At 65.8% G+C, this 19822-nt stretch carries 16 protein-coding genes and 2 pseudogenes; 8 read left to right on the top strand and 10 right to left on the bottom strand.

Annotation, left to right across the window (positions count from 1 at the left end; translation table 11 throughout):
• Window positions 1-36 precede the first annotated feature (36 nt).
• On the top strand, window positions 37-1410 hold the full coding sequence (locus ACGFY5_RS44675; protein ID WP_392731126.1) for an FAD-binding oxidoreductase: 1374 nt from the start codon (window positions 37-39) through the stop codon (window positions 1408-1410).
• A 195-nt stretch (window positions 1411-1605) separates the two neighbouring features.
• Complete coding sequence (locus ACGFY5_RS44670) at window positions 1606-2682, top strand: hypothetical protein (RefSeq protein ID WP_392731124.1); 1077 nt, start codon at window positions 1606-1608, stop codon at window positions 2680-2682.
• Between the two features lie 752 nt (window positions 2683-3434).
• Here the strand turns inward: ACGFY5_RS44670 and ACGFY5_RS44665 are convergent.
• Together ACGFY5_RS44665 and ACGFY5_RS44660 are read right to left on the bottom strand one after the other, a co-directional pair.
• On the bottom strand, window positions 3435-4142 hold the full coding sequence (locus ACGFY5_RS44665; RefSeq protein ID WP_392731123.1) for a hypothetical protein: 708 nt from the start codon (window positions 4140-4142) through the stop codon (window positions 3435-3437).
• Window positions 4143-4868: 726 nt separating this feature from the next.
• A complete protein-coding gene (locus ACGFY5_RS44660) occupies window positions 4869-5900 on the bottom strand; it encodes an IS110 family transposase (protein WP_392731121.1) in 1032 nt (343 codons plus the stop codon).
• 360 nt (window positions 5901-6260) lie between these two features.
• Here ACGFY5_RS44660 and ACGFY5_RS44655 point away from each other — a divergent pair, with 360 nt between their 5' ends.
• Window positions 6261-7262 (top strand): transposase, encoded by a 1002-nt coding sequence (locus ACGFY5_RS44655; protein ID WP_392731119.1) that lies wholly within the window; start codon window positions 6261-6263, stop codon window positions 7260-7262.
• A gap of 193 nt (window positions 7263-7455) precedes the next feature.
• Here the strand turns inward: ACGFY5_RS44655 and ACGFY5_RS44650 are convergent, their stop codons facing one another.
• From ACGFY5_RS44650 to ACGFY5_RS44640, 3 genes are all read right to left on the bottom strand, one after another.
• The gene (locus ACGFY5_RS44650) at window positions 7456-7986 is read right to left on the bottom strand and encodes a hypothetical protein (RefSeq protein WP_392731117.1); all 531 of its coding nucleotides are present in this window, start codon (window positions 7984-7986) and stop codon (window positions 7456-7458) included.
• A 366-nt stretch (window positions 7987-8352) separates the two neighbouring features.
• Window positions 8353-8748: a DUF5615 family PIN-like protein gene (locus ACGFY5_RS44645; RefSeq protein WP_392731143.1), complete on the bottom strand. Its 396-nt coding sequence runs from the start codon at window positions 8746-8748 to the stop codon at window positions 8353-8355.
• Window positions 8749-9280: 532 nt separating this feature from the next.
• On the bottom strand, window positions 9281-10126 hold the full coding sequence (locus ACGFY5_RS44640; RefSeq protein WP_392731115.1) for a helix-turn-helix transcriptional regulator: 846 nt from the start codon (window positions 10124-10126) through the stop codon (window positions 9281-9283).
• A gap of 101 nt (window positions 10127-10227) precedes the next feature.
• On the opposite strand from ACGFY5_RS44640, the gene ACGFY5_RS44635 reads away from it, so the two are divergent.
• The gene (locus ACGFY5_RS44635) at window positions 10228-11181 is read left to right on the top strand and encodes an alpha/beta hydrolase family protein (RefSeq protein WP_392731114.1); all 954 of its coding nucleotides are present in this window, start codon (window positions 10228-10230) and stop codon (window positions 11179-11181) included.
• Window positions 11182-11644: 463 nt separating this feature from the next.
• Here the strand turns inward: ACGFY5_RS44635 and ACGFY5_RS44630 are convergent.
• Together ACGFY5_RS44630 and ACGFY5_RS44625 are read right to left on the bottom strand one after the other, a co-directional pair.
• Window positions 11645-12226 (bottom strand): annotated as a pseudogene (locus tag ACGFY5_RS44630) (transposase); the annotation flags it as partial.
• Between the two features lie 184 nt (window positions 12227-12410).
• Window positions 12411-12648, bottom strand: a pseudogene (locus ACGFY5_RS44625) (NIPSNAP family protein).
• A gap of 131 nt (window positions 12649-12779) precedes the next feature.
• Between ACGFY5_RS44625 and ACGFY5_RS44620 the strand changes: the two are divergent.
• Together ACGFY5_RS44620 and ACGFY5_RS44615 are read left to right on the top strand one after the other, a co-directional pair.
• Window positions 12780-14555, top strand: coding sequence for a hypothetical protein (locus tag ACGFY5_RS44620; RefSeq protein WP_392731112.1), 1776 nt, complete (start codon window positions 12780-12782; stop codon window positions 14553-14555).
• Between the two features lie 584 nt (window positions 14556-15139).
• Complete coding sequence (locus ACGFY5_RS44615; protein ID WP_392731110.1) at window positions 15140-16015, top strand: hypothetical protein; 876 nt, start codon at window positions 15140-15142, stop codon at window positions 16013-16015.
• Between the two features lie 91 nt (window positions 16016-16106).
• Here the strand turns inward: ACGFY5_RS44615 and ACGFY5_RS44610 are convergent, their stop codons facing one another.
• The 3 genes from ACGFY5_RS44610 to ACGFY5_RS44600 form a co-directional block, all read right to left on the bottom strand.
• Window positions 16107-16865, bottom strand: a complete 759-nt coding sequence (locus ACGFY5_RS44610) for a class I SAM-dependent methyltransferase (protein ID WP_392731109.1) — start codon at window positions 16863-16865, stop codon at window positions 16107-16109.
• Window positions 16866-16955: 90 nt separating this feature from the next.
• Window positions 16956-17399 (bottom strand): hypothetical protein, encoded by a 444-nt coding sequence (locus tag ACGFY5_RS44605; protein ID WP_392731107.1) that lies wholly within the window; start codon window positions 17397-17399, stop codon window positions 16956-16958.
• Window positions 17396-17776: a hypothetical protein gene (locus ACGFY5_RS44600; protein WP_392731105.1), complete on the bottom strand. Its 381-nt coding sequence runs from the start codon at window positions 17774-17776 to the stop codon at window positions 17396-17398. Before ACGFY5_RS44600 ends, ACGFY5_RS44605 begins: the two co-directional genes overlap by 4 nt.
• A 198-nt stretch (window positions 17777-17974) precedes the next feature.
• On the opposite strand from ACGFY5_RS44600, the gene ACGFY5_RS44595 reads away from it, so the two are divergent.
• Both ACGFY5_RS44595 and ACGFY5_RS44590 read left to right on the top strand, forming a co-directional pair.
• On the top strand, window positions 17975-18103 hold the full coding sequence (locus tag ACGFY5_RS44595; RefSeq protein WP_392722392.1) for a hypothetical protein: 129 nt from the start codon (window positions 17975-17977) through the stop codon (window positions 18101-18103).
• 348 nt (window positions 18104-18451) lie between these two features.
• Window positions 18452-19750, top strand: a complete 1299-nt coding sequence (locus tag ACGFY5_RS44590; protein WP_392731103.1) for a hypothetical protein — start codon at window positions 18452-18454, stop codon at window positions 19748-19750.
• Window positions 19751-19822: the final 72 nt, after the last annotated feature.

Here is a 19822-nt window from a genome sequence, read left to right as displayed (position 1 = left end):
ATCGGTCAATGTGACGACCGGTGGAACGCTGACCCCATGACCGAATCCGGGCTCGACGCTCTCCACCAGGCACTGGGCCTGGCTGGTCTGTTACGTCCACCGCAGGACTTCGGGCGGTATGAGACCAGCCCCAACCGGCGTACCGGCCGGGCCGCCGCGGTCATCCGCCCACGGACGGTGCCGGACGTGCGCACCGTGCTCGGCATCTGCCAGGAACACGGCCTCCGCGTCGTGGCGCAGGGAGCCAACTCGGGCCTCGTCGGCGGCGCGCTACCCGATATCACCGGCACGCAGGCCGTGCTGTCGACCGAGCGAATGCGCGACAGGTTCGAGCTGGACGAGGACAGCCGGGTACTCACCGCCTCGGCCGGCTGGACACTCGACGAGATCAACACCCGGCTGGCCGGGCACGGGCTGAAGTTACCGGTCGAGGTCGGGTCGAGCCCGTCCGTCGGTGGCATGGTGTCGACCAACACGGCCGGCTCCAACGTGCTGCGCTACGGCGACGTCCGACGCCGGCTGCTCGGTGTGCAAGTGGTCGTTGCCGACGACGAACGCACGGTCATCGACACGCTCTCGCCCCTGCGCAAGCAGAACGAGGGACTCGACGTCGGCCAGCTCTTCATCGGCACGGAAGGAACCTACGGCGTCGTCACCGCGGCGACCTTCGAGTTGGCCGTGCTCCCGGCGAGCCGGGCTACCGCTTGGCTCGAGATTCGCGACCCCGCGCGGCTACCAGAGATCCTGCGCGAGTTCGAACGCCGCACCGGCGAATGGCTCACCGCGTTCGAACTCGCCTCACCGTCAGCGGTCCGCCTCCTCGAAGCACACCACTCGCATCTCCTCCGCCGGGTCCCCACCACTGACCACGACTGCGTCCTGGTCGAGATCGGCGCGGCGGACGAATCCGCGCAGGACCTCCTCCTCGCCGCGATCGAGGCACTCACCGAAAACGACGCTGTCGCCGGCACGGTGGTCGGCGATCCGAACGCCCTCTGGGAAGTGCGGCACACGATCCCCCTGATCACCGAGGCGATGACGCCCGTGATCAGTTTCGACATCTCCACCAGCCGCAGTGCGCTCACCGCGCTACGGAAATCCCTGGCAACAAAACTCGCCCAGGCCTACCCCAGCGTCCTGCCCATCGAACTCGGCCACTACGGCGACGGAGGTCTGCACTACATCCTTCCCCTCCCGGGCGACCCGGCCGACGAAGACGCATTGCGCCGCATGGTCCTCGACACCGTCGTCCACGACTTCGGCGGCAGTTTCGCCGCCGAGCACGGCATCGGCCCGAAGAACTCTGACGCCTACGACCGCTACGTACCGGCGGCGGTCCGCGACATCGCCCGGCTCTTCAAACGCCACTTCGATCCACACGACATCCTCGGGTGGCGCGCCAATTCCTGAACCGTCCGGCTAGAGGACGTCTCGTAACCCGGGCGCGAACGACCCGAGTTGAGGCACCGGAAGCGGCCGCAACCGATATCTGAGCTGCGTGACGGGCTGGCAGACGTCAGGCCCATAGAGCTGCTTCACGAGATCGGGCGCGCCACGACCGCTCGCGACCGAACCTCGAAGTCCTACTACGCGACCCTGTGGCCGGTGCTGCGCTATTGCGAGGCGTTCGTCTCCCGGCCCCGGGCCAGGATGGACCAGCGATTTTTAGCGATGGCGCAGCGCGCGATGGACTCCGTGCGATATCACGGGGCGACGCAGCAGTCCGAGGACCTAGGGATCGGATTCGCGATCGTTTTAGCCAAACGAATTCTCCACGAACGCGATCCGGGGCGAACCTATCTTGCGGTTGACGCAGAAATGGTGCTTGAGGCTGGTACCGACGACTCTCGGCTCTTCGGTGAACGTCTCAAGAGTCGGGCTGACACTAAAATGCGTCCAGACTATTTTCTTCTCGGGACGAAGCGCGGCAACGGGCGCACGGCCACTAGCGTGCTGGTCCTGGAATGCAAGGGCACGCGAGACGGGTATCACGCGCCGGAACAGCTGGCGAAGGCCATGGCCCAACTCGATTCGGTCCGTATCGGATCCCGCCGACCGCCTGGACTAGCGATCGCTAGTATTCTGAGTCCGCGCCACGTTGCCGCCCGAATTCTCGATCCGGATGGTGATGACGCGCTGTGGGAAGGCGCCGACCGCGAATTGGACCGCGAACCGGAGGACAGTGTGATCCCTCTGGAGCCGTTGGTACCGGAGTCGCATGCCGACGATCCGCCCACGCAGGACATGGCCCTGTTCTCGGAGCGCGACTACCCAGAAATCCTCGGCGCCCCGTCGGCGGACCCGAGCGCCCGCTCGATCAACGCGCCGACGCACGACTCGCTTGTGTTCGCGATATCCGACGCCAAGCGACAGTGGTTCTCCCAAGTACTCACCCGGACCGCAGCGTTCGGTGCGATGCTCTTTGCCGGCGATGACCGCGGCGCGTTCCGCCTGCTGCCAACGAAGCTGGCACCCGAATCACTTCCCGAGTCCGGCGAGAGCTACCTCGAAAGTACCGACTTAGGTGACTTTGTCGGAACCAGCCAGACCCTGCGCTGGATAAATGGGAAACGTGCACTCCGATCTCGAGGACGTGCACTCCGATCTCGTCGCCAACCGCTTCGCCCGTTACCTGGTCGGCACCGGCCGCGAGACGGGAACGATAACTCAGGTCGACACTAATAAGTTCTTCTATGCCTCTACCGATGGGGCGGCCACAGGTCTGACACTCCGCGACGATCCTCCGCGCCACGTCCGCTAGGGCGGCAGCCGAGTACGTTAGCGCCCCTTATGCTTGATGTCCGGCAGATTTGCCATAGAGGTATTCAGCGGTCGCCGCGAAATCCGTGATTGGTTTCCTCTAGCGCCTCAATCGCGGTTGAATCTGGTGCGTGCCCACGACCGTCGGCAGAAACTTGCGCCGCAAGCTCACCGATCTGCTTCGTAACCGCCGCTAATGAAAGTTATACGCCGCGTGTCTTCGCGACCACGTCGCCCGACTGTTTTTGGAGCGCTATTTTCGCATGCGCCGCTGCATTCAGCGACTCACTGATCCTCGCATCGAGTTCAGGGTCGCGCCGGATTGCCCAGTTCGCCATCCGTCTTAGCTGGCTCGCCTGCCATCTCCACACTCCCAAGTGGTGAATTATGCTCTCTGGGTCGGCTCGGCCGATGGCCCACTCAATATCTGACTCGGCCCGCTGAAGTTGCGGAAGCAATACCAGCAGGTGATTTCTCGCCAACGAAACCTGGGTGTTGCGTGCCGCGCGCTCCGCTCGCTCGGAGGCCGATCGCGCCGCAGATGCCTCTGCAATGGCTTTAAGAATCTGCCATACCGCGATACCAAGCCCGATGAGCTGAAGTGGGATTGCACTCCAGTCATTTATAAGACCTAGCATTCAGTGCGCCCGTGAATTGGTCGCTCTGGCGAACGCTCATTCATCAGACACGTCCCTCGGGGCGTCGAGAATGTCTGAATCGGCTCGAGAGGACTGGACTCGGTCCGCGAGCTGTCGGCGAAGCTCTTCATCTTTCTTGTCGCCGTCGCGGACATACACAGCGAGGCCTCCGCGAACACCTTCTTGCCATTTGCCGAGCCTCCTGTCAATGTCCCGCAACGCCTTAGCTGCATAGTGCACCCCATAAATGCTGACCCACATCCGGCCTTTGAAGGCGGCCCAGTCGAGGATCGATTCAGTTGGCTTCATCTTCCGGTTATGCGAATCGCGATAAGTGATCGTCACCCGGTGCCGCTCTGGGAGTTCGGCCCCTGTCCGCTCCAGCCCGAAGTCCCACATCGTTCGCCACTCCTGACCGGGTACCAAGATCGGCATCTCATCGAAAATCCACACGTCTTCGACTGACCCGTCCGAAGTTCGCTGCATAACTGGATCGCTCCGAATTATGATGCCGTTCGCCGCAATGGTCCCAAAGTTCTTGATCACCAAGTCGATGATTTGCGGCGATGCTTGGCTGGGCTCCATGAAAGCAACAACATAGGGCTGAGCCTGCTCCTGCCGCAGTCTGCGAGCTTCGCGAACCTGGCGGAGAGCGATTGAGGTGGCGACGAGCGCAACGACGACAGTGAGCAGGGAGCCGAAGGCCGACCAGTCAGCCGCGTCCCATGCTATGAAATTAGGCATTTTCGCTCCTGAAGTCGCGCTCATTCATTTGTATTCGAGCACTTTGGTTAAGTATCACTTGTGGACATAATTGGAGGTATCTCGGCCAATAGTGAGTTGCAAGGCCCCATTTCGAGCCGGAAAGAAGAGGCTTTCGAGCAGCTAAGAGTACCGGTCTGCGTCCAATGATCTGCGGCGAGGCTGGTGGCCGTGATATCGCCTCGCAATCGGGCGTGGGGTACCGTCGCGCGCGGCGCAGGTGGCCGGCCTGGGGAAGCCTTGACCCTGCATCGCGGTCCTACCGCTATTCAGCGGCGCTGGTGCCCGGGTGAGCCACACATGTGTAGGCGCTCGCCGGGGGGCAGGTACCGGCACCCTCCGCTGGGCGGTGGGCAGGCTCTCGCGATCCCGGAGGGCACTGGTGGGTGCGGGCGCCGACCGGCACTCTGCTCGCGTCGACCAGTGGTGACGAAGCTGCCCTAGCATGCCGACGGCAGATCAGGCTGCGCTACTAGCAAGCCGACGGACGGAGAGCTACCCTGTTGACACCCCGCGTGCCGACCTGCGCCTTGCCCCCCGCGGCTACTTATTCAATGGACCTAGGACGTTGCCCGGCGGGGTAGCGTCCAGGCGCTCGGTCCGTCGCTCGCTTTTCGGCTGCCCACGCTGGTCGTGTGGCTCTCTTTTGGCCTGCGCGGGCCGGGTGCCGTGTCACGGGTCGGTGTGGCTCAAGAGCGCCTCTGTGTGTCAACCCGTGCCGGTGGCGAAGCGCAGTTGGTCTTGGACCAGGCGCCGGTAGAGGACGTTGGTGAGGCGTCGTTTCAGGGCCCGGCGGGCTTCAGCGGAAGTCCTTCCTTCGGAGAGTTTCCGCTGGTAGTAGACGCGGCCGGGGCCTGGGTCGCGGGCTTGGCAGACGGCGATGGTGTGCAGGGCGGTGTTGAGTTGCCGGTTGCCGGTCGGGTTGAGGCGGTGGCGGCGGCGTTCGCCGCTGGAGGCCTCGAGTGGTGAGGTGCCTGCGTAGCTGGCGAAGTGGTCGGCGGTCGGGAACCGGGTGACGTCACCGACGTGGCCGAGGATCTTCCCGGCGATGACCGGCCCGACTCCACGAAGCTCGGTGATCGTCGAGTGTGTCTCGGTCAGGACCCGCCGGGTCTGGGTCTCGTTGGACTTCAGACTCCGGTCGAGGTGGCGGAGGTCGGCCAGGAGCTCGCGGGCCAGGTCGCGGCGACAGTGGTCGGTGGCGGTCAGCGGCCGGACCTGGCGAAGCATCTCGGCGGCTTTGGGCGCGGTGAGATCGGTGGCCGCGCCGCCCGGTATCAGGTCGCGCAGCAGCACGTGGAGGCGGTTGAGGAGCCGGACGCGTTCGCGCGCGAGGTCGTCGCGGCGCTCGGAGAGCAACCTCAGCCGAGTGTGATGGTCCTCGGCGATGACTGGGCGCAACTGCTTGCGCATGGCGGCGTGAGCAACACTCGCCGCGTCCGCGGCGTCGGTCTTGCGAACGCCGCCGGTGTCCAGCAGCCTGGCCCGGGCGGCCAGTGTCGCGGGGACGTCAACGACGTTCTCGCCGGCGGCGGCTAACAGCTGGGCGATACCGCGTCCGAGTCCGGAGGCGCCTTCGACCGCGAAACGACGCAGCGGCCAGGCGGCGGCCCAGCCGATCAGAGTGTCGTAGGCGGCGGCGTTCACGGCGATGCGCCGGTGGGCGAGTTGCTGGCCGGTCGCATCGAGCGCGACGGCGGTCAAGGAGGACTTGTGCGGGTCGATGCCGATCGTGATCACGGACGGGCCGAATACCTTCCACCAGGCGAATCGGGAAGCCGTGGTGGGCAGCCTGACTTGAAGAAGAATCAGTGAGCACGCCTCTGTTGAGCCACACCACGGCCGGGCGCCGGCCAGCGGCGGCACGCTCTTGATGAGCCAGCCCGAGGGCGGCAAGGGGTTTGCGAGCCAGTGCCGACCGGCGCCCTGACGCTAGGGCTGCAGGCCCTCGGCGTCTGCCCCGAGTAAACAAGTCAGGGGTTTGCCCAGCTCGAAGTAGCGGTGCCCTCCCGACCCTTTCCCGGTGATCCTCGGGGGCGCTGAAGGGTCGAAGAATCCATGAGCAGCGCCCCAGAAAGCCCGACGCATGTCCTGATTGGAATGGACCCGCATAAGCGGTCGGTGACGATCGAGGTGATGGCCGACGACGAGTCCATCCTCGGCGGCGGCCGGTTCGAGACCACGGTCGAGGACTACGCGGCGATGCGCGTCTATGCCGCGCAGTGGACCGACCGGGTGTGGACGATCGAGGGCTGCAGCGGCATCGGTAAACACATCGCCGCGCGGCTGCTGGCCGACGGTGAACAGGTCGTGGACGTCCCGCCGAAACTCTCCGCCCGGGCCCGGGTGTTCGCCACCGGACAGGGCCGCAAGACCGACGCCACCGACGCGCATTCCATTGCGCTGGTCGGCACCCGGATGACCGGTCTGCGTCCGGTCGTCGACGATCAACAGCTGGCGGTGCTGCAGACCCTGGTCGACCGCCGCCGAGCACTCGGCGAGGATCACACCCGGATGATCTCCCAGCTCCACGCCCTGTTGTTGCTGCTCATCCCGGGTGGAGCCAAGAGGTTCCTGTCCGCCGCGCAAGCCAAGGTTCTGCTGGCCACCGTTCGTCCGCGGGACGCGGCCGGCAAGACCCGCCGACGGGTCGCCGCGGAACTCATCACGGATCTGGAACGGGTCTATCAGCGCAGCAAGGCCGCCGACAAAGAACTGACGGAACTCGTCCGCGCCACCGGCACCAGCCTGCTCGAGCTACGCGGTATCGGCCCGTCCGGAGCAGCGCGGCTGCTGGTCGAAGTCGGCGAGATCACCCGCTTCCCGTCCAAGGCGCACTCCGGGTCCTGGACCGGGACCCGGTCACCGATCGACGCCTCGTCCGGTGACCGGGTCCGGCATCGACTCTCCCGCGGCGGGAACCGGCAAATCAACCGGTTCCTGCACATCATGGCCACCGTCCAGCTCCGCAACCAGACCGAGGGAGGGCCTACTACGACCGGCGCAAAAACGTCGACGGGAATCCCTCGATGGAAGCCATGCGCGCCCTCAAACGGCGCCTGTCCGACATCGTCTACCGCACCATCCTCCGCGACGCGCTGACCACACACGACACCACAGGGACGGGCCCAGGAGGACACCGGGAAACGACTACTGGCTCCAGCGCGACCGACCCGCATTCCCACGCCGGCTCTTCGGAGAAGTCACATCCCGGACCCGCCAACCACCACCCTAGGCCCCGCCGCAGGACGGCGTCTTGACATAGAGGGGTGCCATATGCGTGCGTCGGGACGCCTTAATCCTGCGCTACTGCGACCAATCGCCCGGCGAGATCTCGACGCCAATGACGTTCATTCACATCTCGGAAGGAAACGGCCGCTCGCAGCCCCCGTCCGCCGGAAGCCTCGATGGCGACTGCGAACGACCTACCACCTGGCGGAACGAGTTCTCGAAACCCCCTACCGCCACTTGTGTCGCCCAAGCAGCGGAAGCCGCCCTCCACACCCTCATCCCGACACCAAACCTCGACAAGGACGTTGTACACCGGCGACGGCGATGCGTTGTTGACCCAAACGTTGGCGACCTCCGCTACACCATCGGCGCTATCCACGTCGTCAGGAAGCCATGCGGCGACCTGAATCGCCTGCTCGCGCCGTCGCTCGTCCTCGCGTGCAGCGTCGCGGTCAGCCTCCCTCCGGGCAAGTTCCCTTGAGGCATCTGCTGCTTTCCGAGAGGCATCCGCCGCGCGCTTGGCGAAGGAGAGGGCGGCCCCGGCTATCAACGCTGCCAGCACGGTACCGCCTGCATTGACCCAGTCGCTGTCCACTGTGGCAACCTAGCGTCACCGACCGTCCGTCCGACCAAGTACGTTGGGACCGTGCCAGCTTGCCGCCGTGATGAACAAGGCTGGCCTGTGCTGTCCGCGCGGCATAGAAGGGCGTTCTGCGTGTCGATGCAGGGCGTAGGAACGTCTCCTGATGCGCTTGCGGGCTTGGTGTCCCATCGCAGGAGGAGGACGTTCGTGGGCAACGGTCGCGGCGTATCCCCGGGGGATCGCAACCGCCAAGCGCGGTTGGCCAGGTTGCGAGCTCTGGTCCCGCCAGCGTGACTTTCACGCTCGGGGGCGGTACCGCTGGCCACGGCCGCTTGAGGTTCCCTGCCGAGCAAAGCCCGTCCTCGATCGGGCGGGCGACTAAGGCTGGTCGTCGATCCACTCAAGCGGCTCCTCGCCGTCGAGTCGATAACGTGAGACCTGAATCGCTCCAGCGTCCGAAAGATACTTGATCTGCAAGGCGTCCGGAGAGAACCGCAATTTGCTGCCCACGTGGTAGTCAGCGAAGGGTACGAAGCTGATTATATGGCCGACGGTGAGCAAATACCTTTCCAAATCATGAGGATCGGCGTCTAGGACAATCAGTCCGTGAGTTTGCTGCAGCGGTAGCTCGGCTTCTGGCCAGAAGTCTTTACCGTTTCGAGTAAGTAGGAATCGTTTCTCGCGGAAAGCAAAGGCAGCCTGGGAGGAATCCGGTAGCCCCCGCCTGTTCATCTCACGAGCGCTCTTGATGTTGACCCGCTCATCCCGAAATATTCAGACGATGTCGTCCTCTATATCTTCGTCGGCATAAATTCTCATCTTCCTAGACCGGCGTAAGGCGCCCCACTCGTCCTTGCTCGGCTCTGCAACTCGCCTCCACATACTGACATTATTGCTCGTCGCGCCGCGTGCCGCAGCGCCGCACATGGCAAGCCGGACTGGCATGCCTTAAGCCGCTCCGATCGACCAGCACAGCGCCAGGCGGCAGCAGGGGTAGCGGGCCGAACTGGGATATCGGAACCAAAAGAGGATGCACTCTTCTCGGCATGTTCGTGCGTCTGGTTACTCGGCCCGGGTTGCGCGTTGTCATGGTGGCCGAGGGCGGGTCGTGCCGGGTAGCAGATCGGCCCGCAGAGACGGTCGTGCATCGGCCGTCGGCGTATCAGGACGCCGGGGGCGTCGCAGCGGTCGTACGCCGCCAGGGCCTGGTCGAGCGGGTGGATCTCGCGGGGCGCGTGGTCGCGTCGACGTGGTGGTGGCTGGCCACGATGACGCGATCTGTCACCGCTGGCCTGCTGACCTGTTCTCACTCCGTTCCGGCGAAGTCCTGGGTGCCGATCACGTGCAGCAGCTCCAGCTTCTCGGCGGCGTCGGTGCCCTCCATCGGCAGCAGGATTCGCATCCGGAGCCCCGCGTCGGGCGTCATCAGAATCCGGCAGCGCAGCCGGATCAGCCCGATCGCGGGATGGCGGAGGTCCTTGCGGTCGGCCTGCCGGACGGCGACGTCTTGGCGGTCCCACAGCGTCCGGAACTCCGCGCTGTGCGTGGCGAGGTCACGCGTCAGCGCGGTGACCCGGTCGTCCTCGCCGCGGCGGGCGTAGGTGGCCCGCAGGTCGCTGACGTGCGCCGCGGACAGCCGGGCGCGGTCCGCCTCCGGGACCCGGTCGTGGGCGGCCGGATCAACGAACCACCGCCAGTAGATGTTGCTGTCCCGTCCCGGGCGAAGCTCCCGGCGGCCGGCCAGCGCGTCGTCGAGCGCGTTGGTGTGCAGCACGTCGCCGAGGTCGTTGTAGATGCACACCGGCAGCGTCTCCAGCTGCGCGGCGAGCTGACGCAGCCCCGGGTCGACGTCGTGGACCACGTCTCGCGCCGGGACCGGCACGCCGGCCAGCCGGAACAGGTGGTCCCGCTGATCCGGGTCGCAACGCAGGGCACGGGCGAGCGCGGCCACGACCGACGCGGACGGATCGGAGCCGCGGGCCTGCTCCAGCCGCGCGTAGAAGTCGCTGGACACGCCGGCCAGCACGGCGACCTCCTCCCGGCGCAGACCGGGGGTCCGGCGGCGCGTCGTCCGCGGCAGGCCGGCGTCGGCCGGCGAGAGCTGCTCGCGTCGGCGCCGCAGGAAGGCGGCCAGCCCGGGTCGGTCGATCACTCCCCCAGTATCCTCGCCAGGGCCGGACCCTATCCAGGATCGGGTTGATCCTGGATACATCGGTCCTGTCCGGCCGCAGCGATCGGCCGGACAGTGGCGGCATGACCAACAACTTCGTACAGCGCGCCCGGCGTATCCCGGCGCCGGACGCCGTCCCCACCGTCACGGTCAACCCGGTCACCCTCCAGGCTCCCGGCCGTGGTCTCCCGCTGGAGCTGCGGATCACCGCGCCCCTGACCGGCGACGCCGTGCCGATCGTCCTGCTGTCGCACGGCGGCGGCAGGACGCAGTACCTGGAGTCCAAAGACGGCTTCGCGCCTCTGGCCGACTTCTATGCCAGCCACGGGCTGGCCGTCATCCAGCCCACCCATCTCAGCTCGCTCAGCGGCGGCCTCGGCCTCGACCGGGACGCGCCCGGCCATCCCCTGTTCTGGCGGTCCCGGATCGAGGACCTCACCCGCATCCTCGACGCCCTGGACGCGGTCGAGGCCCAGGCCCCGGTCATCGCGGGCCGGCTCGACCATGCCCGCATCGCGGTCGTGGGTCACTCCGCGGGCGGCAACACCGCGAGCGTGCTACTGGGCGCACGCCGCGCCGACGCACCGGAGGACCTGCGGGATCCTCGGATCAGCGCCGGCGTGCTGCTGTCGTCGGCCGGCTCCCCCGACGGCATGCTGGACGCCGTGCGGGAGGCGTTCCCCGAGCTCCAAACCGACTTCTCGGCGCTCACCACGCGGACCCTGGTGGTCTACGGCGACGCGGACGAGAGCCCGCACCTGACCACCCGCGGCGCCGCCTGGCACACCGAGTCCTACCAGTTAAGCCCGGGCGCCGACGCGCTGCTTTCACTGCCCGGCGGAAAGTACTACCTCGGCGGGATCATGGGCTACAGCCTCGCCGAGACCGACGACGAGGATCCCGAACGGTTAGCCGTCACCCAGCGGATGACCTGGGCCTACCTCCGTTCGGCGCTGAGCGACGGCGACCCGGCGTGGCAGCGGGCCGTCGAGGCGCTGAACGACGATCCGTCGCTCGGCGCAGTGCAAACCAGGTGAAAGAGCGTGCCGCCGTCGGCCCGAGCATGGTGCAGCGCAGGTCGCGGACCTCGGACGTGCTGCCCGCGGCGAGCGGTGCGGCGTCCGTGGTGTTGCGGTAGTCGACGCCGAAGTGGCCCTCGACCGCGACCGTCCAGGTCAGGCCGACGACCGACGTCTCGACCCGGTAGTGCATACCGTGGCCGCTGGCGGGTGCCGCCAGGATGGGGAGCGGGGCCGGATGGACGGGCTTCGCACCAGCCGGCGATACGCACGCGCGATCTGTGGCGGCGGGCCCGCCACACCCCGCGCGTTGACGAGCAGCGCGCCCTGCCGACACTGGTGAGCGAGCGCGGGCAGACCGCCCCGCAGCGCGCGGCCGTGACTACGACGACCGTTCGCGGGAACAACTATGCGACACCGACACCCTGCAGATCCTGAGCAACCCAGGCCACAGCGAGGTCAAGGTCTGCCGCGGCGCGCCTAACGGCCCGAACTGGTCGAACGCGAAACACCGGTCCGGGAAGGTCTCCAGGGCGTGCTCGATCCGATCGAGTTGGATGTCTTTCTGCGGGTCGGGGGACTCTTTCCAGGTGCGGGTCCGCTGGAACGAGACTCCGGCCTGCCGCAGGAGTTGCCGCAGCCGTTCCCGGCCGGCCCGCACGATCCGGGCCGGCCAGGCGCCCTGGTTCCGGTAGTTCCCGGCCAGGTAGCCGGCGAGTTTCCGCAGGCTCCACCGGGTGAACGGCAACCCGAGTCTCTTCGGTCGCGTTCGGGCCGTCCGGACGAGGAACGCGATGTCCTCATCACTGATCAGGCGGGGACGGCCTCCCGCCCACCGAGGGTCCAACGCGTTCAACCCGACCTCGTTGAACGCGTGGATGACGTCCCGGACGGTGTCCTCATCAGCCGCGACCAGACGCGCGATCGCCGGAACCGGTGTCCCCGAGGCCATGATCATCGTCGCGCGCCGAACCCGGACCGGGTTACGGCCCCTACGCACGATCTGCAGGAGCCGCTGACCTTCCTCGTCGGTCAACCTGCGTGCCTTCACCGGCTCAGCCAACCGGTCACCTCCCTCGCTCCGACAACGTCGAAGCCTCCAGGCTGGACCGGTCAACGGTTCACGTCACCGACCACGCCCGGCGTGTCACCGAACCGGTGAACGTTCGTGGTCAACGCACTAGGCGCGTCGGAGAGCGCCCCACGGCCAGCTGGATCGAAAGCCTAACGGCGGCATGTGAGTGTATTCAATCGTTGGGTAGGAGCGGGCGCATGAAGGTCCGCTCGTACCCGCAGGACACAGCCTGACTCATCACGGATGTTGTCCGCTGCGACGAACTCGGGGTCGCTGCCGATCCGGGTGCGGTAACGCTCGTAGGCACCCAGGCCCTCGGCGCTGAACAACGCCTCGGCCTGGTCGCTGGCACCCTCGGCCGGTAAGAAGTAGCCGTCGTGGACTCCGCCGTGCTTCGCCACAATCCGCATCCATTCGCGGGTGAAGCGTTCGAATGCCTCAATTTCCGCGGGATCGATGGTGCTCAACCCGTGCGGCTGCTGCCATCTCTGAGGCCGAATCGGATTGTCGGTTTCGCAGGACCGATCTAGCGTTTGGGTTCATGGCTGATCTGTGGCTCCCATCAGCGCCAGAGTTGTGGCTCCCGCCGGGGGTAGCCGGCATCGAGTCCTCCTGGACAGTGTTGGGCAAGCCGTACTGCACCGCCGAGGAGATCTTCGGCGAGGCGATGGACAGCGCGACCCGGTACCAGTTGTGGGGCCGAATTCCGATCGGCCACGCGTTGTCGCTGCTCAGCAGCATGCTACGAGACTTGGATTTGCAGGCTCTGGGCATTCCGGCGATCGAGGCCGGTTGGGCGGCGGCCCTCGCCGATCACGCACGAACGCAGGCCCTCGCGGCGATTCGGCAGGGTCGGCGCCTATTGCCCCCGCAGTTGCTCGTCGTCGCGGTGAAGGAGGCCCTGCGCTACTGTCCGGCGGGCGCGAGCCGGGATGACCTTAGCGATCTCGGTCTTGTCCTGCAGGCCGTCTGGAGCATCGGCGACGAGGTTGGGCATGTCCTGGATGAGGATGCGCCAACCTGGGGCGGGCTGCCGGCGTCGCTGGCCGCGGAGATGATGGCGAACCAGTACTTCAACGTCACAGCGCGGCCGTTGCCGTTGATCGCTCGCACCCAGGCCATGTGGCGCGATGGCTGGGGTCTGTCGGTCGACCCAGGCCTCGTGTCTCGAGCCGGAGGAACGCCGGCCGAGCTGTTCTTGGAAGCTACCGGGTGCGAGCTCGATGCGTTCCTAGGCGTGGCCATCCACCTATGGGTTCAAGCTCAAGAACATCGCTACCTTAGGTTTCCGCCGGAGTTCTTCAGTCGTATCGGAATCGCGGAGGAGGCCGTCGAGCGTTTTCTCGGCGCCGCCTCCGCGTCGCTGTCCGAGCTGCAGCTTTACGCCTCGGGCCAGGATGCCGTCCATCGCCCGTGGGACTTCAACAGACTGCGTGAGAAGCCCCTCGTTCGCCTGCCGGACGGGTCGGTACAAGTCATCCGGCTCGGGTTCGTGTTGGAACGCGCCTTCGGTCAGGTGCCCGAGTTCGATGTCGGTCAGCATCTTCGCCGAATTGACGGCAGCGGAAGCTTGGCCGCCGCCGGCGGACGTGCAGAGGCATTCCGCTTCGCGCTCAATACTCAGTTCGAGGACTGCGTGGCCCGGACGTTGCGTCGGATCTTTCCCGCCACTGGACACTTCGAGCGGGTCTATGCCGAACACGCCATGAGGCGCGCGTGGCGGACGAAGCGCCACATTCCGAAGGTGTGCGATTGGGCTGTGGACTGCGGCGACGTGTGGTTGTGCTTCGACGCGACCAATCGGCGGCTAGCCCAGCCCGTGGCGGGCGGGTTCGCGAGCCTGACGGATCTCGATGCAGAGGTTGAGGCGGTGCTCGCTGGCCGAAAGGCGTCTCAGATCGCTTCCACGATTCAGCATCTAACGACACGCCTACCTCAGCTGACCGGCCGAAACCTGCCGGCGGGCACCAGGTTCGTTCCGCTAATCGTCATCCCGGATGATGGTCTGCCGTGGAATCCCGCCGTGCATAACCGCGTTCAGGGACTTCTAGCAGCTGCCGAAACGCTGCAGTCCAAGCGTGCCGCCCCGCTGGGCGTCATTACATTTGAAGACCTTGGCTTGCTCGAGCGGGTAGTGGAGGACGGTCAGGATGCTGGCGGACTTCTCTGGGGCTGGCGATCCCAGCGACCCGAAATGCCATTGCAGCATTTTCTAAATGTCCAGGGAGTTCCACTACGCCGGCCCGAGTGGGAGGTTGAGGCGTTCCATAGACTCGCCGATGAGCTCACGGACCGGATCACATCGCAGGGTGCGTGAAGGTCGGGCTTAACGTCAGAGGCGCCATCGGTCCAAATCGCAAGGCGCCACAACACCTTGGGCGCTTCGCGGGCGGGCAGCGGGGACTGGTTGCGTCCGGCGGCGGGGTGGCAGCTAGCAGGCACGGGCATCGCCCCGGCGCCGAGACAGGCGCGCCGATAACGGCGGCAAATGAGTGCGTTCGTCCGCTTGAGCTTCCAGGGGGCAGAGGACTCGGACGAGCGTCTCAACGAATGGACACCTGAGGCAGGCGGCCCGGGGCAGCCGTCACCGCACCGATAGAAAGCGCCGACGGGTGGGGCATCCTGCCCACCTGCCCCGGAGCCGAGATCAAGGATATTGAGCCAAGCTCGCAAGCCCCCGGCGGCCACCCGCTGCGCTAGGGCCCGGTGTAGTCGCTCGGCCTCGCCGCCAGTGCGGTGCGCTGAAAGCGGCAGAAGAGGACGCCGCTGCACGTTCGCGATTGACCATGCGAAGCCGTCGATGCCCGACGGGGCACGGCCTCCTTGTTCGGACGAAACGCAGTTCTGGTCAACGTCGGTGCATGGGAGACTCTGCGCTGAGTACCACCGGAGGAGCACCGAATGACGATGGAAGATTTCCGGCCCGGCTACCCCATCGACTTGCGCTCAGATGGCATGCGAAAGCGCGACGCTCGCAGCTATGAGGGCGACTTCGAGTTCATGGCCGCCCGCGTCGTTGCTCGATTTACCGGTGAGCGCGTGTTGATCCAGGACGACAACAGCGTTCCGAGGATGGCGGACATTCGGATCGAGTATGCCGACCGTCCAGCCGCGTTTCTGGAGGTCGTTTCTGATGTCGACCCCGACTATGCCCAGCTAGATCAGCTGGTATTTCGGGATCAGGAGATGGCCGCTCCTACGCTTGGCCGGATTTGGTATGTCACGGTCTCGAAGTCGGCCAGACTCAAGTCACTCAAGCCTGTCTTGGAGACATCCCTCCGACGGCTGGAGGACGCAGGCATATTTCTGGAGATCGTGCAGCCCGATGGCAGCCTCGCCCGCTCCTCGGTCGTAGAGCTACGCCAGCTCGTCGGCCGTGGGATCGTACGACTTTGTTCTCGGCCACCGCAGCCGGACGAGGAGCCGAAAATCCTTCTCTACCCTCAAGGGGTAGGCGGTCCCGCCGAGCAGGACTGGCCGGCACTCATCACCTGGTTGACCGATTTTCTGAGTGCACCTGGTCGGGCCGACGTGCGCAGGAAGCTTGACGAGACGGGAGCCGCCGAGCGCCACGCCTTCGTCGGGCTCCCCTTGGGGAAGGAATGGTCCGCCTTTCATAGCCTGCATGATCAGTTCGGCGGACTGCCGGACCAACATCCGGTGTTGCCGCCCGAGGTCACCCATGTCTGGGTCTGGGCGCAGCCGTTTGGCAGGTGCATCGCCTGGTTCCCTGATCGCGGTTGGCTCGATCCTCAGCGGCATTGGGCCACGGCGTGAGGGCGGCTCTACAGGTCGGATGGCGTGCTCTGCGCAGCGTCGCAAGCTTTACCGCCTCCGACATCCTGGACGCGGCAAGAGCGGATGTCGCTCAGCGGGGAGAACGTCGAGCTTCGATGAGGGTCCGGGTGGAGTGGGCGACGAACATACCGTGTTCGCGGATGTGGGTATCGAGCCGTTGGAGGGCGCCCCGGTAACGATCGACGGTGAAGTCAGGCACCCACCACACGCATTTGCGCAGGATGTAGACGACGGCACCGACATCGAAGAACTCCATCCGACAGCGGGCAGTGCGCAATTGCACGATCCGTAGTCCCGCGGTCCGGGCCGCTGCGGTGTCTCGGCTCGGATCGCGGTCTAGCCGTTCCCGCGGCAGTGGGCCGTGGAACCACTCGATCAGCTCGAACGCCGAGGACGGCCCGACGTGCTGAGCGAAGTAGGTGCCGTCGTCAGTCAGCACGCGGGCGATCTCAGCCCAGCGAGGGCTCACCGGATGGCGGCTGCACACCAGGTCGAAGCTCGCGTCCGCGAACGGCAACGGTTCTCCCGGCTGGACGGCCACCACGTCCACCGGACGGCCGGACAAGCCACGGCGAGCGCGTTCAATGTTCGGAGGCCACGTCTCCGTGACGACCATCCTCGATGGCAGCTGCGAGATCTGCGCGATGATCTCGCCACCGCCGGTATCGATGTCCAAGGCCGCAGCGGCACGGCCGAGGCGCGCGGCGAGCTGCTGCGAATACCCCCAGGGCGGCCGCTGCTCGGTGGCGCGGCCGTCCAGCCAGTCGAAGCTCCACCCCGCTACGTCGGCCGCGACAGCCTCATCGACCAGCTCACCGAACGGACGCATACGACCACCCTGCCGACAACGTCAACCGAGATCGGTCCGGCGCAATGCGGCAGTTGAGTGCATCGGTCCATGCTGACCGGACCGCCTGGTTCAGCCAAGCGAGCGCAGCATCGCCGCCACGCACTCGTCGCGAGCACGGTCTATCTGGTCTCGTGGATAACCGCACCCCAGGTTCATGCCGGCGTCGTCTTCTATTGGCGGCAGGGTCCATGCGTGACTGGCGTTCGGACCGGACTGCTGGCGAGCGGTCCGTTCGAAGTTTTCGTACGCATCCACCACCTCGGGCGCCTCGATCCGCAGCCAGGCCTCATGGAAGCGAATGCGGGACTTTATCCGGCAGAACTCGACGGTGAGTTGCTGGCGAACCTCCGCTCCAGGACAGCGGCGGCGGATGCGGTACGGCATTTCGGCGTAGTCCTCTATGGCGTTAAGCGCGTCCGCGAACGCCTTCGCGCGACGCTCACGGCGGGCTGCCCGCTGGTTCAAGTGATAGACCATCGCAGCGACGAGGGCTCCGCCCACGACGGTGATCATTGGTGTAACTGCCGTGACGATCTGCGCCCATGTCTGCGGCGGGGCGTGCCGGTGTGCAGGCGGTAGAGCGCATCGGCGTAGGCGCCGGGGAAGTCCGGATCAGCGGTCACGGTCTCGTAGTAGGTCCAGAACGTTATGGCGAAGTCGTCGCGTTGGTAGACCCGTGGCTCGACCTCGGGTGCCAGCGCCGCGACAGGGCTTCCGGTCCCAGCAAGTCGCAGTGCGAGTTCGACTTCGAGCGCGGCTACCTCCTGCCCCTCGGGGGCTATTCGGGCGCAGACGCCACACGGCATCAACAGGAGGGAAAGCTTGTTCGAATTGTGAAGTACGACGACGTCGTCGATCTGGAGCTTCAGCTCTCCGGCCAGTGCTGTCACGGCGGCAATCGCACGCGAAACTAGTTCCGCCTCCATGACGTGGATCCTCGCACGTACTCTCCCAGCGGCAAGAGCGTCTGTTGGCGACCGAACGCTCCTGGCGTCGCGGCGGCGACCGAGCGAGCAACCGGCCCGGGAGAACCTGGTTCCAGTACGGGGACACACCCCGCGAACCGAACCTTCTGGAGGCTGGACGACATGAGCGGCTGCTACGACTACTCGTACGACAACTGCAACGACTACTCCTACGAAGAGTGCAAGCCGCGCCGTCGCCGCCACCACAAGAAGCGCTACAACGACTGCTGGGACTACAACCCCTGCAGCTGAACCACCCAGCACACCGGCCCGGAACGCCCACCGCGTTCCGGGCCGCAGCTCGTCCAAGCTCAGGTCTCGTCCAGGCTTGGGCCACCGGGTCCGAAAGGCGCACCGCGCGGCAGAAGCGGACGTCCGCGGTTCACAATCGACAACCTTGACCTGACCGTTCCGGGCTGAGTCCTCCATCCCTCAGCCCTGGAGCGGAGCCCGCGCGAGGTCGGCACGGGGGTCGGCCACAGGGATGGCGTTCGATACGTAGCGCGTAGGTCAAGCATGCACGGGACGGATACGAGAGGATGGGAGGCTGTGAGCACTCGGAGAACGTCGGGAGACGGTCGGTCACCGGAGGAGGTGCCGGTGGACGATGCCACGGGGGCCGACGGCGGACAGTGGGGTCCCGACCCGGCTGCCATCTACTTCTCCGACTATTTCGGCGTCCACCCCGACACCCTCGTCGAGTTCGGCGCGCTGGACATCTCCCTAGTCGCCGACATGCCACTCTTCATCGACCCGTTCCTGCTGTTCAACAGCGAAGATACGGCTTACCTCGCGCTCCACAATCAGATCCTCGAGTACCTGCGATTTCTCAGGGACCGGGCCGGGGACCGCCTCGACATGGGCCTGATCCACAGCCTGTATGCGTTCAAGGAGGTCAAGCAGAATTGGCTGGGGTTCACCCGGGATGGCAACTCCGGCCATGGCCTGGGCCGGAGCTTCGCTACGTCACTCCACCAAGCACTCGGCGACGTTCTCAGCAACCTGGGCTCTGAGACGGTCACCCGTTCTAGCCACGTTGAGAAGGTCGCGCTTATTCAACCCGGCGTAGGGCGAGACAACATAAGCGACTTCACAACCAACCTGATCAAGCATCATTTGCTGACCTTCACTGCGACATTCGCGAAGAACCACCTTAGACCGGACCAGACCCGCGACGTCACCGTCCAACGCGCGGCGTTTAACTACAAGACTGGGACGTGGGCAGCCCGTTCGTACTGCCTGCCATGGGTGGACGGCGGTATCGATGAGTCCGGGAACGACCTACCCGGCGACTACGTGATCCTCAGCCCGCTGGACCTGCTGACCCGCGATGACACGTGGATCAACCGGTCGGACATGATCGGCCGGCTTGAGCAGATCGCGCTCGCACTCCCCGACGAACAGCTGCGTGCACAGGTGAACGACTACCTAGGCAGGCAGATGGGCGCCAACCCGGACAGGAAGGCCATCGACAAAGCCCGGTCACTTACCGTTGCGCAGTTTCCCGAGCTCGTCGACTACTACATCGCGCTCAAGGAGGAACACCAGGACGAGGCGTCCGCGTCGAGCCTGGAGAAGACACGGGACACGCAGTACCTGTTCCGCGATCGGGTTCAGGCGGCCGCGCACGACATTGCAGCGAAAACCGACCTGTACGACCGACCGTGGACGTCGTACGACGAGGCCAAGACGGCGGTCGAAACGTTCAAGCACTACGTCGAGCACCAGGACGGGTACACGCTCATCAATCGAGGGCGCGGACGGGCGTTCTCATCGGAGAAGGAGGTCCAGACCTTCTTTGGACTGCTGCTCCAGCCGTCCCGGTTCGACGTCAACCGCGAACCAAACAACTGCCGAGGCCCGGTCGATTTCAAACGGGGCTGCTGCACGGATCTGTGACATCTGAGATGGCTTGGCCACCGGCCGGGCTGGAAGGATGTTGCTGTGCCGAAGCCGTATCCGCGTGAGTTC

The organism is Cryptosporangium sp. NPDC048952, assembly GCF_043197895.1.
Classification (GTDB): domain Bacteria; phylum Actinomycetota; class Actinomycetes; order Mycobacteriales; family Cryptosporangiaceae; genus Cryptosporangium.
The sequence above is the reverse complement of the archived record's forward strand: the minus strand, read 5'-3'. Positions and strand labels throughout refer to the sequence as shown.